The sequence below is a fragment of the Acidovorax sp. KPB24-03 genome, assembly GCF_057546605.1.
Genome location: NZ_BAAJYR010000433.1, coordinates 1 through 2,862, shown reverse-complemented (window position 1 = coordinate 2,862; position 2,862 = coordinate 1). Strand labels below are relative to the sequence as shown.

The following is a 2,862-nucleotide window of genomic DNA, read 5'->3' as shown; positions in this document are numbered from 1 at the left end:
CATCGGCGCAGGCCAGGTCAACTCGCTGCTGTGCAACGCCTCCACGCTGCTGACCGGCGCCGCCCAGGACAAGTACGTGTTCGCCGACCGCGTGTACTTCACGCCCTCGGCCCAGCGCCAGTTCGGCACCTACGCGTACGACCGCCTGCGCGCCCGCTGGTAAGCGCCTTGCAGCCCACGCGAAAAAGCCGACCCTCGGGTCGGTTCTTTTTGATGGTGCTGCGGGCTCCGTGCGGCACGGGCCCGGCGGGGGGCCTCAGAACCGGTAGCCGATCCCGACCGCGAACACGTTGGGGTTGAGCTTGATGTCGATGTTCTGCCCGCTCGACAGGCGTGTGGTGGTCTTGAGGAAGCCTTTGTAATAGGCCGCGTCTAGGAACCAGCGCTCGTTGAATTGCCATACAAAGCCGACCTGCGCGGTGACGCCCCACTTGTCGTCGATCGACGCGGTGGTGGGATTGGCCGGCGTGCCACCCGTCAGCCCGTTCAGCGTGGCGGTGGTGCGCTCCTTGAAGAACTTGGCGTAGGTCACGCCCAGCCCGGCATACGGCCGGAAGGCCGCGTTGGCCTCCTGGAAACGGTATTGCGCGAACACGGTGGCGGGCACCACCTTGGTCTCGCCCACCTTGCCCACGCCGCCGATGGCGCCGTCACCGTAGAACGAGTGCTTGAACGGCAGGCCGATGGGCACGTCCACCGCCCAGTGGTCGGTCAGCATGTAGTTCAGGCCGCCGGTCAGCGCCGTGGCGGAATGCACGTCCACGCGGGTGCCGGGAAAGCTCGGCGCGCTCAGGTTGCCGCTTTTGACTTGGGGCGAGATTTGGGTCACGCCGGCGCGCAGGCTCAGCGTGCCGGCGACTTGTGCGCTGGCCGTGCCGCAGGCGGCGGCGGCGATCGCCACGCAGGCCCAGGAAAATGGCTTCATGAAAACTCCTCGAAGGGGATGGGACCTGGGCAATCAGAGCCAGCCGGCGGTGGACAGGGAACGCGACACCAGTTGGGCGACCAGCTGGTGGCCGTACGGCGTGGGGTGGAAGCTGTCGGCAAAGCCGTAGGACTTCCACCAGTCAGCACCGCCCGTGGCGCCTGCAGGGGGGCGTGCGGGCCGACAGGGCGGCCGACGTGCAGGTCGGGAAGGAGTAGGTCGGCAGGCCATCGCTGCCCACGCCGGTGGCCGGGCAGGCAGCGGTCGACACGTTGGTCAGCTGGTACTGGGCCGGGTTGGTGGCCTGGTCCTTGAATGAGCTGTAGAAGTCCACCAGGGCCAGGCGGCTGTCGGTCCCCAGGCTGGTGGCCAGGCGGGCGTTGTAGGCCTGGATCCAGCCGTCGAACAGGGCTTCGGCCTGGGCGGCGGCCGCCGCGCCGTTGGCGGCCGCGATGGAGGCCACCACCAGTCGGAACCGCGGGGTGAGGGTGATGCCCGGGGCGTTGAGCACCGCGACGCGCTTGGCGCCCTTGTCCAGCGTGTTGGTCTTGATGGTGGCCGCGAAACGCGTGGCCAGCGTCTGCATGTACAGCCCGCCCACCTGCGCCATGCCGGTCGCGCCGCCGGCCAGGGCGGTGTTCACGGTGTTGGCGTCCAGCAGCGTGCCCAGCACGGCGCGGTAGGTGGCGCCGCCGTCGCTCGAGGCGCGCAGGTAGGCGCCGATCAGGTCGGCCGCGTCGTTGGCGCCGCCGTCGATCAGCACCAGGTCGGTGTCGGTGAATCCGGCGGCGCCGGCATCCTGGATCTGCTTGGTGATGGAGACCGGCGAGGTGGGCGCCGTGAAGTTGTTGATGCGCCCGCCGCCCACGGCGTAGTTGGTGCATTCCGCCCGCGTGCCGAACGTGGTGCCGGTCGACTGGTAGTGCGCGCACAGCGTCTGCCCATAGCTCGTGGCGACGCGCTCGGGCCAGACGGAACTGGAGCCGGCGCCCGTGGCCGCCGTGCCCTGCACGGTGAACTTGAAGCCGAACGTGCCGCTGTCGGCCAGGCTGTCGCCCATGACCTTCACGGACTTCACGCTCACGGCGGGCGTCGTGTCCGATCCGCCGCCCCCGCAGGCCGCCAGCAAAGAGGCTGCCACCAATGCCGTCACCGCCCAGGAAGCTCTGTTTTTAGTGGTTTTCGAGATCAAGGTGTTCTCCGTCAGGTTGAAAATAGCACGGTCGTGCGTTTTACTGAGGCCCATCGTAAACCCGCACCGCCCGGGGCCGCACAGGGGAACTACCGATAGCCGCGCCGCGCGCAGGCGCCCGTCCGGGGCGCTTCAGCGGTCATGGGCCACCCAATCGACCAGGGCCTCGATGGCCGGGCGCGCCGCGGCCGCGTTCGGGTGGTTGGCGATGGCCACCATCACGTAGCGGCGGCCGCTGGCGGCGTGCACGTAGCCGGCCATGGCCGAGACGTCGCGCAGGCTGCCGGTCTTGAGGTGGGCCGCGCCCACCGACCGTCCCTGGGCCCGGCGCAGGGTGCCGTCCACGCCGGTGATCGGCAGCGACGACACCAGCTCAGGCATGACAGGCGAGAGCCATGCCGCCTGCAGCATGCGCGCCAGGGCCTGGGCGCTGATGCGCGCCTCGCGGCTCAGGCCCGCGCCGTTGTCCAGCACGGGCGCCTCCGTGCCGGGAAAGCGCTGGCGCCACCACTGTCCGACCACGGCGCGCGCACCGTCGAAGGTGCCGCGGCCGTTCTTTTGCAGCGCCAGCGTGAGGAACACCTGCTGCGTCATCACGTTGTTGCTGTACTTGTTGATGTCGCGCACCACCTCGGCCAGCGCGGGCGAGGACGTGCTGAAGGCCGGGGCCAGGCCGGCGGGCACCCGCCCGTCGCGCACGCTGCCGGTGAGCTTGCCGCCCAGGTCGCGCCACATGCCTTCGATG

The 2,862-nt window shown here is 69.7% G+C and carries 2 protein-coding genes and 2 pseudogenes; 1 reads left to right on the top strand and 3 read right to left on the bottom strand.

What is annotated here, in order from left to right:
- Positions 1-163: pseudogene (locus AC27KI_RS22100) on the top strand (SGNH/GDSL hydrolase family protein); the annotation flags it as partial.
- Positions 164-256: 93 nt separating this feature from the next.
- Here the strand turns inward: AC27KI_RS22100 and AC27KI_RS22095 are convergent.
- The 3 genes and pseudogenes from AC27KI_RS22095 to AC27KI_RS22085 form a co-directional block, all read right to left on the bottom strand.
- Positions 257-925: an OmpW/AlkL family protein gene (locus AC27KI_RS22095; RefSeq protein WP_487115854.1), complete on the bottom strand. Its 669-nt coding sequence runs from the start codon at positions 923-925 to the stop codon at positions 257-259.
- Positions 926-958: 33 nt separating this feature from the next.
- A pseudogene (locus AC27KI_RS22090) lies at positions 959-2,117 on the bottom strand (SGNH/GDSL hydrolase family protein).
- Positions 2,118-2,249: 132 nt separating this feature from the next.
- A partial coding sequence (locus tag AC27KI_RS22085) for a D-alanyl-D-alanine carboxypeptidase/D-alanyl-D-alanine-endopeptidase (protein WP_487115852.1) occupies positions 2,250-2,862 on the bottom strand: 613 nt, incomplete at its 5' end.

Excerpts from the sequence above, each read along its gene's own strand:
- AC27KI_RS22095 (WP_487115854.1), bottom strand. The coding sequence starts at position 925 with ATGAAGCCATTTTCCTGGGCCTGCGTGGCGATCGCCGCCGCCGCCTGC.